Raw genomic sequence first — 18203 nt, 5'->3', positions numbered from 1 at the left:
CGCCTATTCCGCCCGGGAGCGCCGGATCGGGCGCAATCCGAGCCGGCTAACCCGCGGCCGCGGCCTTGGCCGGCGATTTCGTGCGTGCCGAGGACGCCTTGCCCGAACCGGTCGGCGCCGAGGGGCTCTTGGCCCCGGCGTCGGCGGCCTTGGATTGTGCCGCGGCACCGGATCTCTTGGCCGGCAACGGCGCCCGGGTCCTGGCCGCATTCGCAGTGACCGGCCGGCTCAACGTGGCCGTGTCGGGATCAGATACCGAGCGGGGCACCTCGTTGGCCGCGACGAGGCTCTGGGGGGCCGACTTCTGCGCAACCGGGGTCTGACCAGCCGGGGCCGCAGCGGCGGCCACACTCGGGGCACCCTGCCACCCGATGGCCTTCGCGATGGTTCTGGCCAGTTCCATCATCGACCCGATGGGCCCGACCGGCGTTCCGGTCGCGAGCGGCACGTGAATATGCAGGACATCGAGCAGGTTGTTGTCGTAGGCGAAATCGAGGGCGTTGAATGCCGAGCCGCCGGGGCTCAGGAGGCCGCCGAGTGCGACGCCGACCTGGACACCGTTGGGGAAGCTCACACCGATGGCCGGTCCGACGACTTTCATCAGCGCGGTGAGGTCGACGTGCTGGCCCCCGTTGAGGAACGCGTCGGTCATCGCCGCGGGAATGTCAGCCAGGGTGCTCATGGCGCCGGCCAGATCCGGAGTCGCGGCGCTGAGGTCGCCTCGGACCGATTCCAGACTGGCGGCCAACACGATGAGCGGCCCCAGGACCGGACCGGCCATGCCCAGCAGTACCCCGCTCAGCGCTGTCGTCGACAGCGCCAGCAGCTGCTTGCCCGTCGGAGAAATGCTGATCTGCAACAGGTCTGGGATTCCGGGCAGCGCCTCGATGGCCGGCAGCAGTTGGTAGAAGGTTCGGTGGGTGGTGTCCAGCGTGCTGAGGTCGGCTGCCAGCGGGGCGGCGAGTGCGGCCGCGATGTTGGCCTGAACCTGCGCGGCGATGCCGGCGACGTCGGGCAGTTGGCCGAGGTAGGCCTGCTGATTGGCCAGAATCTGTTGCAGGACCGGGGCCGGCGCCGCCAGCCAGGAGTTGAACAGGGCCGAGGCACTCTCGCCGGCCCTGGTGAAGACGTCCACCCAATCGGTGGTCGCTGTCAAGTGGACGGCCGGCGCCGCCCGCAAAACGGGCGGTGCCACGGTGACCGGGCTCATCGCGATGGCACTGGTACCCACCACCGCCACACCGGCTGCGATGAAGGGGCGAGGAATTGCAGGCATGTCGACTCCGTCGTCGTGTCACCCCTGACCCACGAGAACCGTAGCTGAGCACGCGCGCGCGAACCCCCGTTTTCGCGGCCGACCACCTCGGCCGCCTCCGCACAGCTGCTTGCTGACGGCCGATTTCGCAAGGGGGTCGGCAGTGGGGTGGCACGGACCGCAACACACCTGGCGTCACCGCACACTTCGCTGGTCACACGATCCACCCAGTCGGCCGAGGCGGCACCATTGCGCCTGCGTGCACGGAGTCGGCCCACCAGCAACGAATGGTGACGACACCCCAGCAACCGAATAGGTATTTGCTTCCCCGTAATTTTGTGACTACAGTCACAGCCGGGTTGGGGATCTACCACGGCAATTAAGGATCACATCGTGCAAACGCGCTTCACCCCTTCCCAAACAGCAAAGATCTGTGCGGTATGCATCGGCGGGCCGCTGATCGCCCTCGGCATCGGCACTCCGAGTGCGCTGGCGGCCCCGTCCACCGGCGCCGGAAACCCATCGAAACAATCCTCGGCCAGCGACAAGCCGGCCGCCAGCGTCAAGCCCGGACCCAAGAAGACCACCCTGAGTGCGGGCAAGCGCGCGTTCGCGGAGCCGCAGACCCCCGACTTCGCCCTGTCGTTCAATGGCGTCAGCGTCTACCAATCCGGCTCTGCGACGGCGACCTCGGATCCCGGCTTCAACCTTGCGGTCGCCGGTGCCGGCAGCAGCGCCTACGCCGGCGGTGGTGGGCTGTTCAACGTCGCGGTCGCCGACCACAACAGCACCGCCAGAGCCACCGGCGGCATCTTGAACATGGCCTCCGCCGACGACAACAGCACCGCGACCGCCGAAGACGGCATCTTCGCCGTCGCGCGGGCCCAAACCAACAGCACCGCAAAGATTTCCGGCGGAAAGCTCAACATCGCCGAGGCGGAGAACGGCGGCACCGCGACGGTGAGCGGTGGTGAACGCAACACAGCGACCGCGGACGGCACCGACAGCGTGGCCTTCGCAGGCAACGGAAACAACAACACGGCCACGGCGTCGTGCGGTTCCACCGCCGACGCCAGCGGCGGCGACAACCTGGTGGTCACCACACCAGTGGGCGGCTGCAACTAGCAGGATTCCGGCGAGCGCGGTGGCGCCCGGGTTGTCGACGGGCGCCACCGTGGACGGATTTACTTCCCGTCCTGGGGGTGAGCTTGATCGAGATGGGTCTGGCCGCCGACCGACAGCGGTCTACCAGATGCGAATCCAGTCGACGAGCATTGCCGCCGGATAGGTGCCCAAGGACGGATCCCCGCCACCGGGGCCGCCCACCGCGAGGGTGAACATCGGCGACATCCAGTAACCGGGATTGTTGAAGGGCCAGCGCAAGTCGGTCGGGTTGCCATGCACCGGTATGGGTTTCGGCGGCACCGTGAAGTACGGCTTCGCGCCGTCGACATAGTCTCGCCAGAACGCGAAGCCGTTCTCGTCCCAGCGCATCCGCCAGGTGTGCCAGGCGCCGTCGATCAGCCCGGCGATCGGCTTGCTCTCCCAAGTCTTCCCGTTGGAGGCGGCGTGCACCGTGGTGCCGGGGGCCCACGTGCGGTTGCCGTAGAACTCGAAGATGTCGACCTCGCCGTCGGGCAGCGGGTCTTCGTTGACGGCCCAGTACGCGGGCCAGGCTCCCGAGGTCAGGCAGTCGAGTTTGGCGCGCGCTTCCCAGGTGTGGCCCATCGGAACTCGCCAGTTCCCCCGCACCTTGCCGCTGAAGTATTGGTCGTCTTCGCGGGTGGCCAGGAGCACCAGGTTCGAGTTGCCGTCGAGGAAGACGTTGCGCCGATCGTCGCGGTACTGGCTCTCGACCGGCGGCCAGACGTCGTCCTGCCAGTTCTGCACCGACCAGTTCGCCGGGTTGGGCGCCGAGCCCGCCGGCCCGTCGAAGTTGTCCTGAAAGATGTACGGCGCCTCGGCCTGCGCGGTCGGGAGCGGCATGGCGGCGGCCAGCAGGCCCAGCCCCGACATCAGCATCATGGCGCGACGATCGAATTCCGGCACGGCTAGACGATAATGCGATCAATCGGTTCGGGGGTGTCGGTCAGCCGAATAGGTCCCCGTCGACGTAGAACCATCGTCGAGCCCGGACCGCGAATCGCGACCTCTCGTGCAGCACGCGCTGGTGTCGGCCTTGCCGGTACCGCGCGCGGAATTCCACCTCGCCGGCCTGGTCCCCCGGCTGACCGTCGACGGTGCCGACGATGTCCAGCCCGGTCCAGGTCAGATCGTCGGCGGGAGCCAGTGCGTCGGGCCTGGTGCGCGGGTGCCAGGTCTGCCAGACGTAGTCGAGATCGCCGACGGCATAGGCGCTGTACCGGGAGCGCATCAACTGTTCGGCGGTGCTCGCCTGGCTTTCGCCGCGGTGCAGCGGAAGGCAGCAGCGACCGAATGCCGTGCCGGAGCCGCAAGGGCATGCTTCGGTGGGTTGCACTCCGTCAGTGTGCCGAGCGGCTAGGGGGCGACCAAGTCCGGGTGGAAGGTCGCTGCCATGCGGCGCATGCCGTCCCGCCAGTCGACGGTGGTTCCCCCGATCAGGTCGTGCATCTTGGTGACGTCCAACGGGTTCCCGCGCAGCGCCTGATCGCTTTCCTCGAAGACCGGCTCCTTGCCGACCAGCGAGCCGAGGTAGCCACACCATTCCTGGATGCTGACGAACTGGTCTCCGCCCCAGTTGACGGTGGTCACCGGAACCGACGCCACCTCAAGCAGTTTCGGGATCATCGCGATGATGTCGTCCTCGTGGATCGGGTTGTAGACGGCAGGCCCGCCGGGCGGAACGGCGATGGGCGAGTCAGCGAGCATCATCTCGAACTGGAACAGTGGCCAGCCGCCGTTGTTGCCGTAGGGGACGTTGAGCCGGGCGATGGTGGCCGGTACGCCGAGCGCGCGGGCCATGGTCGCGACCACGACCTCCCCGGCGATCTTGGTGATGGAATACGTGGGCAGCAGAGGCTTGTGGTTGTCGCCGTACGCGGTGCGTTCGGTCCTGGGTTGGTCATCCGGCGGGTCGTAGACGGCGCCGGAGGAACAATGCAGGAACGCCTTGGCGTCGCGGCAGTGGGCCATCAACAGCCCGGCCGACTCGGCGTTGGCAGCGAGGTCCTTGTCCCATCGGCCGCTCTTGGCCACCGCCAGGTTCAGGACGTAATCGAAGTCGGTCGGTACCCCGGTGAAGTCACCGGCCGCCATGTTGGCGCTCTCGCAGCGGACGCCGGCCTTCTCGAGACGCTCGCGCGCCGCGGAATCGGTGAAGCGGGCCAGTCCCCACACCTCGTTGTCGGCTGCCAGAGCCATGGCGACGGGGACGCCGACCTGGCCGGTTGCCCCGGTGATCAAGATTTTGGATCCGCGCATCGGCTGATGGTAGGCAGTTGGACGGCTCGTGATGTCGGGATTGGGCCATCCTTGACCCATGGACCTTCGCAGTTTGGAGTACTTCGTCGCCGTGGCGGACGAGCTGTCGTTCACCCGCGCGGCGCAGCGCTGCCACGTCACGCAGCCGACCATCAGTGGTCAGATCAATGCGCTCGAACGCGAACTGGGCGAGGCGCTGTTCGACCGCGCCGCGCGCAGTGTGACGCTCACCGACGGCGGCCACATTCTCCTGCCCTATGCCCGGCAATGCCTGGCGGCAGCCGAGAACGCCAAGGCTGAGTTCTCCGCCCGCGCCGGTCTGCTTCGCGGAGAGTTTCGGTTCGGGACCGGCGGCGGCGTCGAGAACACCGCCATTCCGGCGCTGCTCGGCGCGCTCCGCAAGGCCCACCCCGGCATCGACGTGCACCTCACCGAGGCGACGAGCACGCCACTGCTGGAGATGGTGGTACAGGGACGGCTACACGCGGCGGTGATCGCCCGCCCGCACGGAACGCTGCCCGCCACGATTGCGAGTGCGCCGATGTTCTCCGGCTGCTTGGTGGCCGTCTTCGACCCGGCCGCCTTCTGCTTCGACGGTCCGGTTGCGCTCTGCGCGCTCGCCGGCCAACCGGTGATCACCTACCCGAGCTCGAGCGCCCTGCGGTCACGACTCGACGCGGCTATCGCCGAGAGCGGAGCCCAGGTCACCGTCAACTACGTCGCCAACGACGTTCGGCTGCAGATTGCGTTTGCCCGGCAAGGGGTCGGCGTGGCGGTCTGCGCGGATTCCGATCCGGCCCTGCGGGATTGCCCCGACCTCGTGATCCGCACGCTGACACCGCCGGTCGAGTTCGAGAAAATCCTGGTGTGGCGCAACGACATCGAGCCCAACGCGGCCACCCAGGCTTTCTTCGGCATCTGGAAGGAATTCAGCACCGCGGCCCGCGAATCGGCGTGAACCGGCCTCGTCAGGATCGGATGAATTCGAGAAGGTCGGCGTTGATGGTCTCGGCGTGGGTGGTGGGCATCCCGTGCGGGAAGCCCGCGTACGTCTTGAGCGCACCGTTGGGCAACAGAGCCGCCGACAGCGGGCCTGCGTCGGCGTAGGGCACGATCTGGTCGTCGTCGCCGTGCATGACCAGAACCGGGATCGTTATCCGCTTGAGGTCGTCGGTGAAATCGGTCTGCGAGAACGCCACCACGCCGTCGTAATGGGCCTTCGCCCCGCCGGTCATGCCCTGGCGCCACCAGTTCGCGACGACGGCCTCGGAGAATTGGGCTCCGTCGCGGTTGAATCCGTAGAACGGCCCGGCGGCGACCTCCCGGTAGAACTCGGAACGCCGGGTCGCGACCTGCACCTGGAAGTCGTCGAACACCGACTTCGGCAGGCCGCCGGGGTTGGCGTCGGTCTGCACCATCAACGGCGGCACGGCGGCGATCAGCGCCGCTTTGGCGGCGCGGTCTTCACCGTGCCGGGCCAGATACCGGACCACCTCGCCGCCGCCGGTCGAGTGCCCGACGTGCACCGCATCGTGCAGATCGAGGTGGCTGACCAGCGCGGCGAGGTCGTCGGCGTAGTGATCCATGTCGTGGCCGTCGGCCACCTGCTCCGAGCGTCCGTGCCCACGCCGGTCATGAGCCACGACCCGGTAGCCGTGGTTGGCGAAGAACATCAGTTGAGCGTCCCAGTCGTCAGAGGACAGCGGCCAGCCGTGGCTGAACACGATGGGCGCTCCCGAACCCCAGTCCTTGTAGTAGATCTCGACGCCGTCATTGGTGGTGATGGTCGGCATGGCGCTCCTTGAGGTTCGGTCGGTCGTCGGGTCTGGTCATGCTGAACATCGCGTCGGGGGTGATGGCGGCGTAGGCAGCCGGTCCCCCGGCGCGCAGAATCGGTTGGGCGGCAGCGGTGTCGTAGATGCCGTCCACCAACAGTGTCCGGTCGATGTGGACGGCGACCACCTGTCCGACCACCAACCAGCTCGCCGATTCGCGGCCCTCGACATCGGTGAGACGGATGAGCTGGCTCAGTCGGCATTCGAAGTTCACCGGGCTCTCCGCCACCCGGGGTGCGCTGATCAATCGACTCGGCTCGGCTGTCACACCGCTGCAAGCGAATTCGTCCACAGCGGACGCGACGGAAGCCGACGTCAGATTCATCGCCTCGGCCAAGGGGCGGGTGGCCAGATTCCAGACGAACTCACCGGTTGCCTCGACGTTGGCCACGGTGTCCTTCCAGCCGATCGACGAGAACCCGATCAGCGGCGGGGTGTAGCTGAACGCGTTGAAGAAGCTGTAGGGCGCCAGGTTGGCGATGCCGTCAGCTCCGCGGGTGGAGATCCAGCCGATCGGGCGCGGCCCGACGATGGCGTTGAACGGATCGTGCGGCAGCCCGTGCCCGTCGACGGTTCGGTAGAAATGTGTGTCCTTGGCCGCCATCAGTCGGTGACCGCCGCGACCGCCGCGCCGATCACGGCGGCGACCTCGTCGGGGTGGGACAGCATCACCAGGTGCGACGAATCGACCTCGGTGATGATCGCACCGGCTCGGTGATACCCGAACCGTTGCACCTCCGGGTTGATCGCGTGGTCGGCGCCGGCGACCACGGCCCAGGAGGACCTCGACCGCCAGGCCGCGATGGGCGCAGGTTCGGTGAAGGCGGCGGCAGCCAGCGGACGTTGCGAAACTGCCAGTGTCGCAATCAGTTCTGCCTCGACATCGGCTCCGATCACCGGTCCGAAGCGCTCCGGTACCACCGTGACATCGACTCGGGCCTCGCCGGAAACCGATGCGGGCACGTCGGTCTGCACCAGCGCAGCCGGCAGTTCGGAGTCCGGAAACCGGCCCTGCAATTCGCCGAGGCTCTCGCCCTCCTCCAGTGCGTAGCCGGCCAAGTACACCAGGCCCACGACGTTGTCGGCGGCACCGGCCACCGTGATGACGGCACCACCGTAGGAATGCCCGACCAGCAGGACGGGACCGTCGATCTGGTCGACGGCGAACCGGATTTCGCGCGCGTCGCCGAGCAGGCTGCGATTCGGCACCGCGGGCGCCAGCACCGAAAGGCCCTTATCGAGAAGAGCTTTGGTGACCGGGGCGTAGGTGGACGCATCGGCAAACGCACCGTGGACCAGGACGACGGTCGGTTGGGGCATGGTGTGCAACTCCTTGGTGGTGCGGAATCCGGATCAATGTCGTCTCAGCGCCGCAGCAAGTAGGTGTGCTGTCCGTCGAGCACCAGTTCGCCTCGCTGATTGTGCACGGTCGCCGCGGTGGTCACCCGGCCCAGGTCGCCGGCGTCCGTCAACGCGGTGATCTCGAGCTGCGGGTACAACGTGTCACCGGAGTGGACTTCGGCCAGGAATCGGCAGGACACGGTTTCGAAGCTGACGAACACCTCGCCGATGATGTGGGGGAAGAGCGTGGCGCCGGGAGCGGTGAATGCCAGCACCTGCAGGCCGTGCACCACCGGGGCGACGTGGCCGTGCGCGCGTGCCCACTCAACGTCGTAGTGCACCGGGTGGTTGTCGGCCGACACCGCCTGAAACGCCGAGGCGTGCGCGTCGGTGACGGTCCGGCTGGGTGCGCGAAAGATCTCGCCGACCTGGAGCTGGCCGAATGTCCTGGGCTCTACGAGGGTGAACTGGTCGGCCGAGAACTCCGAGTGCGGCACGCAGCGGTCTCCTTCGGACGAGCCGGTCGACGCTGACCGCATTGATGACTCCTCCACGCTGCCGACATCAGCTGGTGATGTCCAATCGGAAAGCCCGCGAGCTGCCATAGGCGTTGCCAATCGGTCGGGCACTGACCAGTAGTTTCGACCGTCGCGTCATGGGTATCTGAACAAAACCTGAACGAGCCGCTAACTTATCTGTGGCGAGAGTTGCACCCTCGCTCGAGCCGATCGAGTCGCGGCCCCACTGACGAGGCCATCATGTTTGTCGCGGAACGGAGCCACCAGTTGAACGTCCGCTTGTGTTCGTTGTTTTCTGCCACCCTGCTTGCTGCAGCGCTGGTCTGTGCACCCCGTGTCTCCGCCGACCCCGTCCTTGGGCCCGCCGACCCCATCCCCGGGGCCGAAGCGGCCATCCCCGGGGCCGATGCAGCGATCGCCAAGGCCGAACGTGCGCTCGGGTCAGACATGTTCGGCCCCTGGGGATGCGAAGCCTTCGTGGCCTACGCGTACGACGTGTCGCAGGCTCAGTACGGATGGGACGGCGCCGCCGAGACCATGTACCAGACGCTGCTTCGAGAGGGTCAGATTCACACCTACATGGATGCGCCGCGGGGTGCACTTGTGTTTTCCAAGAGCCCCTACGGCGCCCACATCGACATCGCTCGCGGCGACGGTACGTACATCTCCGGCGGCGTCCAAGGGCTCAAGCGCGGATACGGCGACGGGCACAACATTCAGATCCTGCCCAGCCCACACGTGGGGAACGGCTGGATTTATCGTGGCTGGAGCCTGGGCTACCCGGACTGAGGTCGGCGGCGGTTACGCGCCACCGTCAGCAGGGATTCCACAGCTGGGTGCGCGGGTCGTACCAATCGTGTTGTCCCGGATTGCATTTTCCCCCCAATCCAGAGGTCCCATTCTCAACGCATTGTGCGGGGTTATCGGGGCTTGGGTGGTATCCCAAGGGACATCCCTGACGGGCATTGGCCACCGGTGCGCCGACGCCCAGACTCAAGGCACCCGCCGCCAGCGCGGTCAGCAGAAATCCCGCCCGCTTCGTCGCCGATGAGCTCACCGATCTGTCCTTCTCTCCTGGCCGTTCCCCATGAGAAACCCCTTAACCAAATCCTGCGACGCCACCCCGCGACCGCACAGTCCACCGATGGGATCGACCGCCGGAGGAACTCGCCGTCCGTCGATCGGGGGACGTGCCTGGACTGCCGGCGCCGCCGCGGGGTGGTGGTCCTCACTCCCCTCGCGTCGGCGGTGGCCAAAAACCGCGCCTGAACTGGGAGAATAATGGTGCCCCCAGTCGGACTCGAACCGACACTTGGCGGATTTTAAGTCGGAGTCCCGTGTTCGATTAGAGTTGCTGTAGCGGTCTGCAGGCGCGTTATTTCGGATCTAATGCCCAGTTCAGAATACGTGAGTATCGCTTCCACGGCGTTAGATCCGATCTGTTGAGACTTTGCCCATTTCGGCAGGTCGGCGCGAGTGTGCTGACACGGCGCTGACGCGAGCCGTCCGCACGAAGGTTACTGACATCGCGCTAGGCGTGGTGGCGCATGGCTTGCCGTTCTTTGGCCAGCGTCCAAAGGTACTTGTCGATGTCCCGGATTGAGAATGCCTCAAGACCGTAGTGCTTGCGGAAGTGCTTAGTCGACCTGCACCAGACTGCGTAATTGCGCGAGATTCCTGCGCAGGTCGCGGGGTCGGTTCGCCAGTGTTCGCCGCGCACGAAGGTGTCGAACGGTTCGTATTGCTGCAGAAAGGTGTTGAGCATCTTGTGCACAAGGGAGTCGTAGATCGGGTAGAGGTCCGGTCTGTGGAAAGAGCAATACTTGGTTGCAAATGAATAGTTGTGTCGTACTTTGCGTTTGATCTCGAAGTGTGCGATGTGTGCAACGAGGTTGGCATTGATCGTGGGCTCGGCGAGCTTGGCGTCGATGTCCAAAGTTGCAATGTGCTTTGCCAGGTCCCACACGGCCCAGATGCCGGTTCCGTAGAGACCGTTCAGCGCTGCCACCTTGACCGCGACCTCGCCCACATCGGTGTTGTGGGGCATCGTCTGGAACAGAGTCCTTAGAGCGGCATCAAGTCGCTCGTTATCCCCCGCTCGCCACTTGCTGAGATACTTATGCACCTCGGTGGGCGAAGGTCTTTCGACCGGTGTCATGGCGGGATCGTAATGGCTCAGATCGTCGCAGCACGTCCAATCAGCAGTCACTCGCACAAGGCACGCACCAGAGAATCGCGTCCATCCCCGCCGCCAGGTATGGCGTAGAAATTTTCTCGGCAACCATGCACGGGCACGCATAAGTAGCCGTTTTAGAACACGTTCTAGTACATCTGCGCTGATAGAAAACTCGCCAACAACAGACGCTGCTTGTTGGGACTCCACAGCAAACTGTAGGTCTTTGCACCACGGCTCATTAACCCAGGTAGGGGCATTGCCCACTCGACGCTGGTTATCTTTGACGCTAGTGTGGTTCATCGAGCGCTCACTCAGTCCCCAGGTCCAGCACGGAAAGAGTTGAGCTACATGTCCATAAGAGAAAACGAACGACCAGGCGCGATTCAGGATCACCACACGCTGCTCGGTGTAGCGCACACCCTCAGCACGCTCTTCCAATTGAGGCCCGCGCAAGCCGAGCAGTTCATGACTGACTGGCTGCACGACAGCGATGCGCAATGTCGCCGTCGCCAAGTTCTAGGATTTGTCGTTCGGCATAAAGCCGGACACCCAGCCGAGATTTTTCAAGTCATCCCATAGCCATTCGAGCGCCGAGTGTATTGCTGGTTTGGTATCGAATATTCCAAGAGCACCATGCGTGATGCTGAACGAATCAGCGAAGGGCTCGTATGCAGGATTAGTCAATAGATAACGCTTAAAGGGCTCGGCTAGCGCATCAAGCTTTTCATCGAGGTTCCCAAAACGGGTGTCATCGTTCACGGCAATATTTATTGTATTCTGTCCGTGCCGTTCCCCATTCGGCAAGGTCATCCCCGTCGGAATTAATGCCCACTGAATCGACGAGAATACAGCACCGTCGTAAGAGAGCGATTCTCCGAACTCGGGAGGCTTTACGTGTAGTGAAGCATAAAATTCGAAAGGCATTAACCCACGATGAGCGAGGGTATCCCCGAACCTCGGAGCGACGGAGTCGCATACTTGCAGATAGCAATCTGTCTGAGCACGCACAATCGCCGTAACGCGGCTCAAGAGGACATTAGTCGAGAAGGTTGGCCAGGAGCCGTCTTCCACTACTGGCGGACGATCAGGTCCCGGATAGAGGTCTTCATACGTTGAGCGGCCTGGAGCACTGGGATCATACGGTTGCAGCCTCCGCTGCCGAGCCGATTCTTGTTCGGCACGCGCGATACCATCCACGGCCGTGGCCGCATCAACCGCGACGGCCGTAAAATTGCTGCTCAAATCGCTCGATATGACCTTCATGGCAGCTTCCCAAACCCAGTTTCGAGATGGCGGTAGAGGGAACTGCTGCATGAAAAACGATCGATTCATCCCGGTCAGCAGCTCTCTATTGCTCGCATCCTCCACGGCGTTCAAGGGCGCGCCCGGCACTTCGTCGGCAATCAACCAAGTCGCATTTATTCGATCCGGTCCCGCTTGCACTGCTAACGAAAACCGGTCGAATTCCTCAATGCCCGTAACGCGAAACGGGTTGAATGCAGCGGAGAGCGGTCCTAGACCGTCGAGAAGCGACGCCACCGCAAGTCGAATTCGATTGCCTGTCGTTAGCCAATCAAAGTTGTACTCAGTAGACCGATTGCGGACTAGTCCACCTCTTGACGTTTCTTTGATGAGCCAAGCCGCCGCGCCTGGATTCCAACGCGCAATTTTCGACATTAGCCCGTCGACGCGTGATGGATCACCGGATCCAAGAACTAACGACAGTACGTACTTCCACCTACTGAACGAATTAAGGTCGCTAAGGATTTCGTCAATTTGTACGACACCTTCAAGGAGCGCCTTGGCCGCAAACCATTGTTCGAATGTTGCAAGTCCAAATGAGCATTTCCCGCCGACAGTGACCACGAATGGCGACCGACGGAGTTCAACAGCTACATCAAAACTCGTGAACGACTCAGGGTCGACGGAACGCCCAGCTGTGACAGTATGTACTGCTAGCTGGCGAAGACTCGTGTACAGACTCTGACCCCGCGCAGAAACGACCCTCGCGACAACAAGATCGAGCACCTCCGCCATCGTTGTCACTTGTCCGGACACCGAGGACTGGCCGACTAGCAACGCAAACAGCGGGCGCTCGACAGACTCCTCAAGTTGACTACTTAGATCGTCCACCGGGCCGCCAGCGACAAGACTTATCAACTGTGCCGCTTGGGATTTGCGCAGGGGGCGGACCTCCACGCGCACATTTTCGGGAAATCCGTCCACGGCGCGCGACGTCAACAGCACGCGGCATCGTGGCCATCGATGTACTAACGAGCTGACTTGCATTGCAACGGTTCCGGCACGGTCTGAACGCTCGTCCAGCCCGTCCACCACGATGTCAGCACCCGCAGTTTCGAGCGCCGGCATGCCGATGGCTCTCAGTATGTGGCGTTCCAGCGATGACTCCAGGTCATCAATAGACACCCACACCGGAACGCGCGCGTCGGCATTCTGTTGCGCAGCAGTGGCAGCGACCTGTAGCCACCCCTCAGCGATATCAGACTTCCCTGAACCAAGCGGACCGACCAGGACCCGGATACCTCCGCTTTCGAACGTGATTAATTCGCGCGGGACCGCCGGAAGAATGTGCTGAATCCGGCCAATCTGCGCATCAGTGAGGCCTGCACCAGATCGTCGCCCCGCAATACGTGCGTTCGATGCCGCAAGTTCCCTTAAGAGATATTCGGGTCGCCCCAATGCCTCGTACATGGAGGACTCAGGCACCGTGAAGTTTAGATCGCCTCCAATGGTGCTGTGCGATACCTGAACTGTGGGCGTGACAGCGAGTCCCCCCGGCGCTGTCACGCCTACTGAGGGTTTGAAGTTGAACCCTGCGGCCCAGAATTAATATCGCTTATCTCGACCGGCCCAGCTACTTTTGCCCCACGGACGCGTACCGCGCCGCCTTCGGATCGCACCCTCTGGATCCGAAGAGCTTCCGCTTCAAGGTCCTCAAGATCAACACCGATAGCCGCCCCGGCCGCTGGGGCAGTGGTCCGGACTGCCTCGATCAACTTCTGTGCAGCTGACAGCAACTCAGCATCCTCGCCAGCGCCTGCGTCGATGAGATCTTCCTCGAGGGACTCACGCTTTGCTTTCGACGTTGGCTTGCTTTCCACCGCGCTGGGATCGACGCCCTTGTACCGGTCTGCGATGAGTCGCTTGAGGAACGTGTACGCGTCCTTGACTGCAGTCGACACGGTGTCGCGGATGCCTTCTTGCGCTCCAAGCGCTACAGCGGCGACGACGATTGATACGGGATCCACGCCGTGGATGCTGCCATACCGGGCCGACAAATTTGGGAAGCTACGTCGCGCCGAACAGACATAAGTCAACTGATGGCTGACGCGCCGCTGACGCGGATGGTTCCGGCGCGGCCAGCCGGTCGAGTGTTCGAATCAAAAACCTGCCTCTACCAGCACTTATTCGGTGCCCCCAGTGAGACTCGAACTCACACTGTGCGGATTTTAAGTCCGCTGCCTCTGCCAATTGGGCTATGGGGGCGGCACCGGGCGATCGGCGCGGTATTGACGTTAGCGTGTGCCGCGTCAAGCTTTGGTTCACCGCCCCGCCCCCGCGGGTCGCGGCACCCTAGCCCACCGGCCGCCACCAGCACAGCCACAAATGCAATACACAGAAGGTGCTGACCAAAAGCATTGTCAATTCACAGTTTTGACGCTTGCGACAGGTAGCGCACTCACGATCATGCGCTATGGTGGAGGAGCGACGTGTTGGGCTTCGGCCCCAGTCGCGGAAAGGCCCGGCGGACCCCCCGACAGCCGGGCTTTTTCCGTCTCTACCCCCAGCACGACACCCCGGGGGAAGGGGCCGCCCGGGGTGTCGTGAGCTGGGAATTCAGGCGGCGACCGCCTCCTTCTGCGCGGCCGGCGCGTGACCGTCGTCGAGCATGGTGACCTCGTCGAACGGGTCGCGACCCGACAGCACCCCGTCGACCTTGGCCATGTCCACCGTCTTGGTCCACGAACCGACCAGCAGGGTGGCCACCGCGTTGCCGGAGAAGTTGGTGACCGCGCGCGCCTCGGACATGAACCGGTCGATCCCGACGATCAACCCCACCCCGTCCAGCAGTTCGGGCCGGTGCGCCTGCAGGCCGCCGGCCAGCGTGGCCAGCCCGGCCCCGCTCACCCCCGCCGCACCCTTGGACGCCACGATCATGAACACCAGCAGACCGATCTGCTCACCCACCGACAGCGGGTCGCCCAACGCATCGGCGATGAACAGTGACGCCATCGTCAGATAGATCGCCGTACCGTCCAGATTGAACGAATATCCCGTCGGCACAACCACACCCACGGTGCTCTGCTGCACCCCCAGATGCTCCATCTTGGCGATCAGCCGGGGCAGCGCCGACTCCGACGACGACGTCGCGAAGATCAGCAGGTACTCCCGGGCCAGGTAACGCACCAGCCGGAAGATCGACACCCCCGACACCATCCGCAGCAGCGCACCGAGGACCCCGAACACGAACACCACACACGTCAGATAGAAGCCCAGCATCAGCACCAGCAGGTTCGTCACGGCACTCCACCCGGTCTGGCCCACCACGTTGGCCATTGCCCCGAACGCGCCAATCGGCGCCAGCCACAGGATCATTGACAACACCTTGAACACCAGCCGCTGCAGGTGCTCCACCCCGCGCAGAATCGGCTCACCCTTGGTGCCCATCGCCTGCAACGCGAAGCCGACCAGCAGCGCCACGAACAACCCCTGCAGCACGTTGCCGTCGGTCAGCGACGAGAACAGCGACGTCGGGATGATGTGCTGGATGAAGTCCATCAAACCGCCCGACTCATGCGCCTTTTCGGCCAATTCGGCACCCTTGGCCGCCGTCGTGTCCGACAGCTTGAGGCTGCTGCCCGGATGCAGCAGATTGCCGACCACCAGGCCGATGCCCAGCGCGATCGTCGACATCACCAGGAAGTAGCCGAACGCCAACCCGCCGACCTTGCCGACGGTGGCGGCTTTGCGCACCGACCCGATTCCCAGCACGATCGTGCAGAAGATCACCGGGACGATCATCATCTTGATCAGGCTGACGAACATCGTGCCCAGGACGCCGACCTCCTTGCCCACCGATGGAGCCACCAGGCCGACGATCACCCCGCCGACGACCGCGGCGATGACCGCGATGTACAGCCAGTGCGTGCGATCCCGGCGCTTACGCAGTTCGGGCTTGTCATCGCCTCCTGGACGATCCACAACCGTGGTCATGAGCGGTTTCCTTCCGGTTCAGCAGTCGAGCGTCTGTAAGGATGGTTACCCAGCACGTGATGCAGGTCACGGTTTAGTTCATTACGTTCAAGCGCGGAGGTGAGCAGTGGCCGTACTGCCCCGCTCACTGGCCGGGCAGGCCTTCGCTCTGCAGGCCGTGGTGATCGTGCTGGTGGTGCTGGCCGGCAGCGCCCTGGCCTTGCTCGACGCCAAGCGCGACGGCGACGAGGCCGCCCGCCAGCAGGTGACCGCGATCGCCGTCGCCCTCGCCGACTCCCCCTCGACGGCCGCGGCGATCGAGGACGGCAACGCCGCTCAGGTGCTCCAGCCGGTGACCGAGGCCGTCCGCAAGGACACCAACATCGCCTTCATCACGATCATGGCCCCCGACCGGACCCGGTTCACCCACACCAACCCCAGCCAGATCGGCCAGAAGTACATCGGCACCATCGAGCCGGCATTGCACGGGCAGACCTACACCGAGGTCTACACCGGCACGCTGGGTCCGTCGGTGCGCACCATCGCTCCGGTGCGCAACACCCAGGGCCAGATCGTCGGCCTGGTCGCCGCCGGCATCACCCAGGAAAGCCTGGCTGCGCGCTGGCGTGCCCAGTGGCCGCTGATCGTCGGCGTCGGCATCGGTGCACTGGCGCTGTCCTTCGTCGGGGTCTGGGCCATCCGCCGGCGCATCCTGCACCAAACCCACGGGCTGGCACCCGACGAGCTCCGCGTCATGTACGACCACCACGACGCGATCCTGCATTCGGTCTCCGAAGGACTCATCGTCCTGGACCGCGACGGCGTCGCCCTGGCCAACGACGAAGCGCGGCGGCTGCTGGCCTTGCCTGCGGGGCCCATCACTCGCGCCGACCTGCCAGAGTTCCTGCGCGGCAACGACCCCGGCGTGCGCGACGAGGTCCGGCTCACCGACGACCGGGTGCTGGTGGTCAACCGCTCCCAGGTCAGCACCTCCGACGCCGAAGTGGTCACCATCCGGGATCGCACCGAATTACAAGGCGCCCTCGGCGAATTGAGCTCGCTGCAGGGATTCACCGACTCACTGCGCGCCCAGGCCCACGAGTCGGCCAACAAGCTGCACACCGTGGTCACCCTGGTCGAGATGGGCCGCCCGTCCGAAGCGATCAAATTCGCCACCCAGGAACTGGCGCTGTCCCAGCAGCTCGTCGACCGGGTCTCGGCCGCCGTCGGTGAACCCGCGCTGGTCGCCCTGCTGCTGGGCAAGACCGCCGAGGCCGACGAACGCGGGATCGAATTGACCATCACCGAGGAGACCCGCCTGCCCGCCGAATCCCGGCTGAGCCCGCAGGAGATGGTCACCGTGCTGGGCAACCTCATCGACAACGCGATGGATGCCTGCGATCGTGCCGACCCGTGGGTCGAGGTCACCGTCGCCCAGGACGACGAGCGGCTGCACATCCAGGTCGCCGACAGCGGCCCCGGCATGGACCCCGACACCTTCAATCGCGCGATGCAGCGCGGCTATTCGACGAAGTCCGGCAGCGATGCCGGCCACCAGGGGCTGGGGCTCGCCCTCGTCGCCCAGATCGTCAACCGGCACGACGGCACGCTTCGCGCCGACCTCACCTACGGCTCGGTGGTGACGGTGACCATCCCATGATCAACGTGCTGATCGTCGAGGACGAGCCACTGATCGCCGAGGCACATCGCACGTATCTGACTCGGCTGCAAGGCTTTACCGTGACCGGGCTGGCCACTACCGCGCGCGACGCCATGCGGATCGCCGCCGAAGCCGCCACCGACTCCCCCGTCGACCTGGTCCTGCTCGACCTGGGCCTGCCGGATGCCAGCGGTATCGCCCTGGCCTCGGCGCTGTCCGGGTTGCGGCCGGCCCCCGACATCATCGCGATCACCTCCGAGCGTGACCTGGAGATGGTGCGCGCCGCGGTCGCCCACGGCGCGCTGGCCTACCTGCTCAAGCCGTTCACGTTCGCGGCCTTCCGCGACCGCCTGGAGCGCTACCGCCGCTATCGCGAAGCGCTGCCGGCCGGAACCGAAGCCGCCAGCCAGGCCGAGGTGGATCGCGCGCTGGCCGAGCTTCGGACGACCGACAAGTCCGTCACCCCCAAGGGCGCGGCGTCGGGAACCACCGACGAGATCGCCCGCGCGGTGCGCGACCGCGCCGAGGGCCTGACCGCCGACGCCGCCGCCAAACTCGTCGGCGTCTCCCGGGTGACCGCGTGGCGCTACCTGGAACGGCTGGCCGACGACGGCACCGTCACCCGCGTGACCGAGTACGGCAAAGCCGGCAGGCCCAGCACCCGCTACCAGTGGCGGTGAACTCGACGCCGGCAGGGGCGAGGAGACGGTGCTCTTCTCCAGAACGTGATACCGCCCGTGATATCGCGTTCCGGAAGAACTGCATGCCTCCACGACGCCGCCGCCCGCCGACCCCTCAGGCC

17 protein-coding genes and 1 tRNA gene are annotated in these 18203 nt (G+C 64.8%); 5 read left to right on the top strand and 13 right to left on the bottom strand.

Features of this window, described 5'->3' with window-relative positions; genetic code table 11:
* Nucleotides 1-46: 46 nt before the first annotated feature.
* Nucleotides 47-1276 (bottom strand): outer membrane porin GjpA, encoded by a 1230-nt coding sequence (gjpA, locus tag MSZK_RS01765; RefSeq protein WP_099244216.1) that lies wholly within the window; start codon nucleotides 1274-1276, stop codon nucleotides 47-49.
* Between the two features lie 372 nt (nucleotides 1277-1648).
* Here gjpA and MSZK_RS01760 point away from each other — a divergent pair, with 372 nt between their 5' ends.
* The gene (locus MSZK_RS01760; protein WP_099244214.1) at nucleotides 1649-2380 is read left to right on the top strand and encodes a hypothetical protein; all 732 of its coding nucleotides are present in this window, start codon (nucleotides 1649-1651) and stop codon (nucleotides 2378-2380) included.
* 120 nt (nucleotides 2381-2500) lie between these two features.
* Here the strand turns inward: MSZK_RS01760 and MSZK_RS01755 are convergent, their stop codons facing one another.
* The 3 genes from MSZK_RS01755 to MSZK_RS01745 form a co-directional block, all read right to left on the bottom strand.
* Nucleotides 2501-3280 (bottom strand): family 16 glycosylhydrolase, encoded by a 780-nt coding sequence (locus tag MSZK_RS01755; RefSeq protein WP_099244366.1) that lies wholly within the window; start codon nucleotides 3278-3280, stop codon nucleotides 2501-2503.
* Nucleotides 3281-3344: 64 nt separating this feature from the next.
* The gene (locus MSZK_RS01750; protein WP_099244212.1) at nucleotides 3345-3734 is read right to left on the bottom strand and encodes a YchJ family protein; all 390 of its coding nucleotides are present in this window, start codon (nucleotides 3732-3734) and stop codon (nucleotides 3345-3347) included.
* 20 nt (nucleotides 3735-3754) lie between these two features.
* A complete protein-coding gene (locus MSZK_RS01745) occupies nucleotides 3755-4657 on the bottom strand; it encodes an NAD(P)-dependent oxidoreductase (protein WP_099244210.1) in 903 nt (300 codons plus the stop codon).
* 58 nt (nucleotides 4658-4715) lie between these two features.
* Here MSZK_RS01745 and MSZK_RS01740 point away from each other — a divergent pair, with 58 nt between their 5' ends.
* Nucleotides 4716-5615 (top strand): LysR family transcriptional regulator, encoded by a 900-nt coding sequence (locus MSZK_RS01740; protein ID WP_099244208.1) that lies wholly within the window; start codon nucleotides 4716-4718, stop codon nucleotides 5613-5615.
* Nucleotides 5616-5625: 10 nt separating this feature from the next.
* Here MSZK_RS01740 and MSZK_RS01735 read toward each other — a convergent pair whose 3' ends face one another.
* The 4 genes from MSZK_RS01735 to MSZK_RS01720 are packed head-to-tail and all read right to left on the bottom strand — an operon-like array spanning nucleotide 5626 to nucleotide 8330.
* Nucleotides 5626-6450 carry an alpha/beta fold hydrolase gene (locus MSZK_RS01735; protein ID WP_099244206.1) on the bottom strand — a complete coding sequence of 275 codons (825 nt, stop codon included), beginning with the start codon at nucleotides 6448-6450 and terminating at the stop codon, nucleotides 5626-5628.
* Nucleotides 6428-7096 (bottom strand): flavin reductase family protein, encoded by a 669-nt coding sequence (locus MSZK_RS01730; protein WP_099244204.1) that lies wholly within the window; start codon nucleotides 7094-7096, stop codon nucleotides 6428-6430. Before MSZK_RS01730 ends, MSZK_RS01735 begins: the two co-directional genes overlap by 23 nt.
* Complete coding sequence (locus tag MSZK_RS01725; RefSeq protein ID WP_099244202.1) at nucleotides 7096-7812, bottom strand: alpha/beta hydrolase; 717 nt, start codon at nucleotides 7810-7812, stop codon at nucleotides 7096-7098. Before MSZK_RS01725 ends, MSZK_RS01730 begins: the two co-directional genes overlap by 1 nt.
* A gap of 44 nt (nucleotides 7813-7856) precedes the next feature.
* The gene (locus MSZK_RS01720) at nucleotides 7857-8330 is read right to left on the bottom strand and encodes a MaoC family dehydratase (protein ID WP_199203150.1); all 474 of its coding nucleotides are present in this window, start codon (nucleotides 8328-8330) and stop codon (nucleotides 7857-7859) included.
* Between the two features lie 261 nt (nucleotides 8331-8591).
* On the opposite strand from MSZK_RS01720, the gene MSZK_RS01715 reads away from it, so the two are divergent.
* Nucleotides 8592-9140: a hypothetical protein gene (locus MSZK_RS01715; RefSeq protein WP_233211067.1), complete on the top strand. Its 549-nt coding sequence runs from the start codon at nucleotides 8592-8594 to the stop codon at nucleotides 9138-9140.
* A 742-nt stretch (nucleotides 9141-9882) separates the two neighbouring features.
* Here MSZK_RS01715 and MSZK_RS01710 read toward each other — a convergent pair.
* The 5 genes from MSZK_RS01710 to MSZK_RS01700 form a co-directional block, all read right to left on the bottom strand.
* Nucleotides 9883-10509, bottom strand: a complete 627-nt coding sequence (locus MSZK_RS01710; RefSeq protein WP_142389834.1) for a hypothetical protein — start codon at nucleotides 10507-10509, stop codon at nucleotides 9883-9885.
* A 534-nt stretch (nucleotides 10510-11043) separates the two neighbouring features.
* A complete protein-coding gene (locus MSZK_RS31900) occupies nucleotides 11044-13335 on the bottom strand; it encodes an NACHT domain-containing NTPase (RefSeq protein WP_142389833.1) in 2292 nt (763 codons plus the stop codon).
* 2 nt (nucleotides 13336-13337) lie between these two features.
* Nucleotides 13338-13796 carry a hypothetical protein gene (locus tag MSZK_RS31895; protein WP_142389832.1) on the bottom strand — a complete coding sequence of 153 codons (459 nt, stop codon included), beginning with the start codon at nucleotides 13794-13796 and terminating at the stop codon, nucleotides 13338-13340.
* 164 nt (nucleotides 13797-13960) lie between these two features.
* A tRNA-Leu gene (locus MSZK_RS01705) sits at nucleotides 13961-14034 on the bottom strand.
* Between the two features lie 351 nt (nucleotides 14035-14385).
* Complete coding sequence (locus MSZK_RS01700) at nucleotides 14386-15762, bottom strand: cation:dicarboxylate symporter family transporter (protein ID WP_099244196.1); 1377 nt, start codon at nucleotides 15760-15762, stop codon at nucleotides 14386-14388.
* Nucleotides 15763-15868: 106 nt separating this feature from the next.
* Here MSZK_RS01700 and MSZK_RS01695 point away from each other — a divergent pair, with 106 nt between their 5' ends.
* Both MSZK_RS01695 and MSZK_RS01690 read left to right on the top strand, forming a co-directional pair.
* Nucleotides 15869-17401, top strand: a complete 1533-nt coding sequence (locus tag MSZK_RS01695; RefSeq protein ID WP_099244194.1) for a sensor histidine kinase — start codon at nucleotides 15869-15871, stop codon at nucleotides 17399-17401.
* Complete coding sequence (locus MSZK_RS01690; protein ID WP_099244192.1) at nucleotides 17398-18081, top strand: response regulator; 684 nt, start codon at nucleotides 17398-17400, stop codon at nucleotides 18079-18081. The genes MSZK_RS01695 and MSZK_RS01690 overlap by 4 nt, the downstream gene beginning before the upstream one ends.
* Nucleotides 18082-18203 lie beyond the last annotated feature (122 nt).

Origin of the sequence: Mycobacterium sp. shizuoka-1, from assembly GCF_002723835.1 — a bacterium.
GTDB lineage: Bacteria > Actinomycetota > Actinomycetes > Mycobacteriales > Mycobacteriaceae > Mycobacterium.
The sequence above is the reverse complement of the archived record's forward strand: the minus strand, read 5'-3'. Positions and strand labels throughout refer to the sequence as shown.